Origin of the sequence: Actinoallomurus acaciae (assembly GCF_042429965.1) — a bacterium.
In the GTDB taxonomy this organism is placed as follows: Bacteria; Actinomycetota; Actinomycetes; order Streptosporangiales; family Streptosporangiaceae; genus Actinoallomurus; species Actinoallomurus acaciae.
In genome coordinates this window covers 1-4,009 of sequence record NZ_JBHLZP010000650.1, presented here as the reverse complement: position 1 = coordinate 4,009, position 4,009 = coordinate 1, and the positions used below count along the sequence as shown (strand labels likewise).

General features: G+C 71.3%; 6 protein-coding genes. 4 read left to right on the top strand and 2 right to left on the bottom strand.

Going from position 1 to position 4,009, the window contains the following annotated elements; all coding sequences use genetic code 11:
- Together ACFFNX_RS44180 and ACFFNX_RS44175 are read right to left on the bottom strand one after the other, a co-directional pair.
- A partial coding sequence (locus ACFFNX_RS44180; protein WP_378212243.1) for a cobalamin biosynthesis protein occupies window positions 1–192 on the bottom strand: 192 nt, incomplete at its 3' end.
- A gap of 9 nt (window positions 193–201) precedes the next feature.
- Complete coding sequence (locus tag ACFFNX_RS44175; RefSeq protein ID WP_378212244.1) at window positions 202–648, bottom strand: nuclear transport factor 2 family protein; 447 nt, start codon at window positions 646–648, stop codon at window positions 202–204.
- A 116-nt stretch (window positions 649–764) separates the two neighbouring features.
- Here ACFFNX_RS44175 and ACFFNX_RS44170 point away from each other — a divergent pair, with 116 nt between their 5' ends.
- The 4 genes from ACFFNX_RS44170 to ACFFNX_RS44155 all read left to right on the top strand — a co-directional run.
- Window positions 765–1,388, top strand: a complete 624-nt coding sequence (locus ACFFNX_RS44170; protein ID WP_378212242.1) for a TetR/AcrR family transcriptional regulator — start codon at window positions 765–767, stop codon at window positions 1,386–1,388.
- Window positions 1,389–1,476: 88 nt separating this feature from the next.
- Entirely contained in the window at window positions 1,477–2,190 is a 714-nt protein-coding gene (locus tag ACFFNX_RS44165) for a CHAP domain-containing protein (protein ID WP_378212241.1), read from the top strand.
- Between the two features lie 57 nt (window positions 2,191–2,247).
- A complete protein-coding gene (locus ACFFNX_RS44160) occupies window positions 2,248–3,108 on the top strand; it encodes an SMP-30/gluconolactonase/LRE family protein (protein WP_378212240.1) in 861 nt (286 codons plus the stop codon).
- Between the two features lie 73 nt (window positions 3,109–3,181).
- A partial coding sequence (locus tag ACFFNX_RS44155) for a serine/threonine-protein kinase (protein ID WP_378212239.1) occupies window positions 3,182–4,009 on the top strand: 828 nt, incomplete at its 3' end.

Genomic DNA, 4,009 nt, shown 5'->3' with positions numbered 1-4,009 from the left:
CAGCCCGAGCCCGGCCGCGCCGAGGACGCAGACTCCGGCGAACACCGCGCCGCGGACCTTGGAGTCGCCGTAGAGCCGGCGTTCGAGCGCCGCCGCCGCCCGCCCGAAGGCGGCCACCGGATGGCCGCGCCGCGGGTCACCGGTCAGCGCGTCCACCGCGGCCCCGGCGAACAGACCCCGTGCGATCGTCATGCGACGACCTTAGGCGGTCCCGTCGCCGAGGAGCTCGTGCAGCCTCCCCATCGCACGGGCGCCGGCGACGACGTCCGCGTAGTCGCGGCTGTGCCGGATCAGGCCATCGCGCACGGTCATGACCACGATGTATCTGCTCGACAGCGGTTCGCCCGACTCCCGCAGCCGCCGATGGAGGGTGAATTCGACGACGACGACCTCGGGATTCGTGGTCTCGTGCACCGACACCTGGTCGACGCCCTCGATCCGCCACACCTTCTCGGCGGTCTTGAAGCGGGCGCGGAAGACCTCCCGCCCTTGCGACGTGCGCGGGACCCCGGGCGGTGCGAACGGAATCTCGATCACGGCGTCCTCCGCGTAGAGGTCCGCCAGCTCGTCGTAGGCGCCGCGTGAGCTCACCTCGAGAAAGCGGCGCGCGACCTCTGGTGCGGACCGCTCGGCGGTGGAGTCCTGCATCGACACGACGGTCTCCCTCCCTTGGATCACCAGAAACGGAACGGTCGCCCCGCTTCGATGCGGGACGATACGGAACGATCGCCCCGGTTGTCAACGGCGCGCGATAGGCTGAGCGGGTGACGGCCAAGGACGGAGCCGCCCGGCCGCCCGGCGGGGCCAGGGGCGGCGCGCCGATGCGAGCGGACGCCCGGCGCAACCGCGAGCGCGTGCTCCGGGCGGCCGAGGACGTGTTCGCCGAGCAGGGGATCGCCGTACCGCTCGATGAGATCGCCCGCCGCGCCGGCGTCGGAGCCGGCACCGTCTACCGGCACTTCCCGACCAAGGAGGCGCTGTTCGAGGCCGTGATCGCCGGTCGCGTCGAGGTCCTGATGGCCGACGCCGACCGCCTGCTCGCCGGCGACGATCCGGGCGAGGCGTTCTTCCACTTCTTCGCGCACAAGGTCAAGCAGGCCTCGCTCAACAAGGCCCTGTCCGACGCGCTGGAGGCCTCACGGGGATTCCGCTACGGCACCCGGCGGACGCACGACTCGTTCTGGCGGCTCGTCGACGAACTGCTGGCCGGCGCGCAGCGGGCCGGCGCGGTCCGCGCGGACCTGGACCGCGACGACGTCAGGGCGCTTATGGTCGGCTGCATCCGGGCCGTCGACCAGGTCACCGATCCGGAGAAGGCCGACCACCTCATCGAGGTCATGGCCGACGGAATGCGCGAAAAGCAACCCCGATCCAGGGGAAGCTCGTAATTTAGCGACAGTCAAGCCTTTAAGTTAGGAAATTATCGACTTACCGTCACATCGAATACCCGCCAGAAAGGGGTTCGATGTGGCCTGGATGAAGCGAGGCGGCCTGCTGGCCGCGGTGAGCGCCGGCATGATCATGCTCGGTGCCACGGCCGCGGACGCGGCGACCGGAACGGTCAACACGAGTGGCACGGCTCTTTCCGTACGCTCCGGCGCGGGCACGAGCTACCCGACGGTCGGCAGCGTGGCGGACGGGAACTCCGTCACGATCAGCTGTCAGACGCGCGGCACGACGATCACCGGCACGTACGGCACCAGCAGCGTCTGGGACAAGATCACGAGCCCGGCGGGCTACGTCTCCGACGCCTACGTCTACACCGGGTCGGACGGGACCGTCGCCCCGCCGTGCGTCACGACGCTGACCGACGACTACCCGTACAAGTCCGACTCCTCCAGCGAGGCGGACCCCTGGAACTTCTACAAGCGGGAGTGCGTGTCGTTCGCGGCCTGGCGGATCCGCCAGCGGCTGGGCGTCGACTTCACCAACTCCTACCTGGGCGTGCACTGGGGCAACGCGATCAACTGGGACAACGCCGCGGCCTCCGCCGGGGTCAAGGTCGACCACACCGCCAAGGTCGGCGCCATCGCCCAGTGGAACACCGGCACGTACGGGCACGTCGCCTACGTCGCACGGGTGAACGGCGACGGCACGATCCTGCTGGAGGAGTACAACTACCTGAGCGCGCACAACTACGACACCCGTACGGTCACCGCGAGCAGCGTCGGGAACTACCTGCACTTCTGACCCGGACCGCCGACCGGAGGAGGATCATGGATGCCGGTCGAGGGAAGGATCAGGCTGATGCAACTCACGGCGGAGCCCTGCTCGCCGGTCCGGGTCGAGCACGCCGAAGGGCCGTTCTGGCACGGCGACCGGTTCGGCTGGGTGGACATCATGGCCGGGCGGCTGTGGCTGGCGGGCTTCGACGGGACGACCCTGACCGAGCCGTACTCCCATGACGTGGGGCGGCCGCTCGGCGCGGCGGTTCCGGATGCGACGGGCGGCTGGGTGCTCGCCGCGGGCACGGCCTTCCTCCGGCTCGACGAGGACGGCCTGGTGACGCCGCTGACCGAGGACCTGGCCGACCCGTCGCCGCTGCGGATGAACGACGGCAAGTGCGACCCGGCCGGGCGGCTGTGGGCCGGCACGATGGACTACGACGAGTCGAGCCCGATCGCCTCGCTGTACGTCTTCGACGGGCGTCCCCGCACGGTGCTGGACGGCGTGACGATCTCCAACGGGCTGGGCTGGAGCCCGGACCACCGCCTCATGTACTACATCGACACCCCGACCGGGCGCGTCGACGTGTTCGACTACGACGAGGACTCCGGCGCGATCTCCGGACGCCGGCCGTTCGCGGCGGTCGAGGGCGGCCACCCCGACGGCATGACCGTCGACGACGAGGGCTGTCTCTGGGTGGCGCTGTGGGGCGGCGGCGCGGTGCACCGCTACGACCCGTCGGGCCGGCTCGCGGGTGTCGTACGGCTGCCGGTGACGAACGTGTCGAGCTGCTGCTTCGGCGGTCCCGGCGGCGTGACGCTGTTCGTGACGACCTCCCGGCAGGGGCTGTCGGCGCAGCGGCGCGAGGCCGAGCCGGACGCGGGCCGGATCTTCCGCGTCACCCCGGGCGTCGGCGGCCCGCCCGCCACCCCCTTCGGCTGACCTCCGACTGGCCGGAACCTGCCGATCGGGCGATTTCTCGCCGGGACGGCGCGGAATGCGTCATGATCGGTCCGTGGACGAATGGTCACTTAGCGGATACACCTCCCTCCGCGAGCTGGGACGGGGAGGTTTCGGCCGCGTCGTGCTCGCCCGGCACGACGAGTCGGGCACCTACGTCGCCATCAAGTACCTGAACGTGCTGGATGAGAGGTTTCGCAGGGAGTTCCGCGCCGAGGCCGGGATCCTGCGCGGGCTGCGGGACCCGTACGTGGTGCGCCTGTTCGACTACGTCGAGACGCCGCAGGGGGCGGCGATCGTCATGGAGGCGATCGACGGGGTGTCGCTCCGCGCCCTGCTCCACGAGCGGGGCAGCCTCGAACCGGAGGCCGCGCTCGCGGTGCTGAAGGGGTCGCTGCTCGGCCTCGGCGCCGCGCACCGCGTGGGCGTCGTCCACCGCGACTACAAGCCCGCCAACGTCATGGTCGGCGGCGACGGGCAGAGCAAGCTGATCGACTTCGGCATCGCCCTGCGCTCCGGCGACTCGGGGCAGATCGTCGGCACCCCGCCGTACATGGCGCCGGAGCAGTGGGCCGGTGCGCCGGCCTCGCCCTCCACCGACGTGTACGCCGCGACCTGCGTGTTCTTCGAGTGCGTGACCGGCCGCACCCCGTACCGCGCGGACACGCTGGCCGCGTACCGCGCGCAGCACACGACCGGCCCCATCCCTGTGGACCAGGTGCCGGAGCCGGTACGCGCGCTGGTCGAACGCGGCCTGGCCAAGCATCCGCAGGGCCGGCCGCCCGGCGCGGCGGAGTTCGCCGCCGAGCTGGAGGAGGCGGCCACCGCCGCGTACGGGCCGGAGTGGGAGTCCAACGGCTGGCGGCGGCTGGCCGAGGCGGCG

Coding starts and splice junctions, on each gene's coding strand:
- ACFFNX_RS44175 (WP_378212244.1), bottom strand. CDS start 648: ATGCAGGACTCCACCGCCGAGCGGTCCGCACCAGAGGTCGCGCGCCGC.
- ACFFNX_RS44160 (WP_378212240.1), top strand. CDS start 2,248: ATGCAACTCACGGCGGAGCCCTGCTCGCCGGTCCGGGTCGAGCACGCC.
- ACFFNX_RS44165 (WP_378212241.1), top strand. CDS start 1,477: ATGAAGCGAGGCGGCCTGCTGGCCGCGGTGAGCGCCGGCATGATCATG.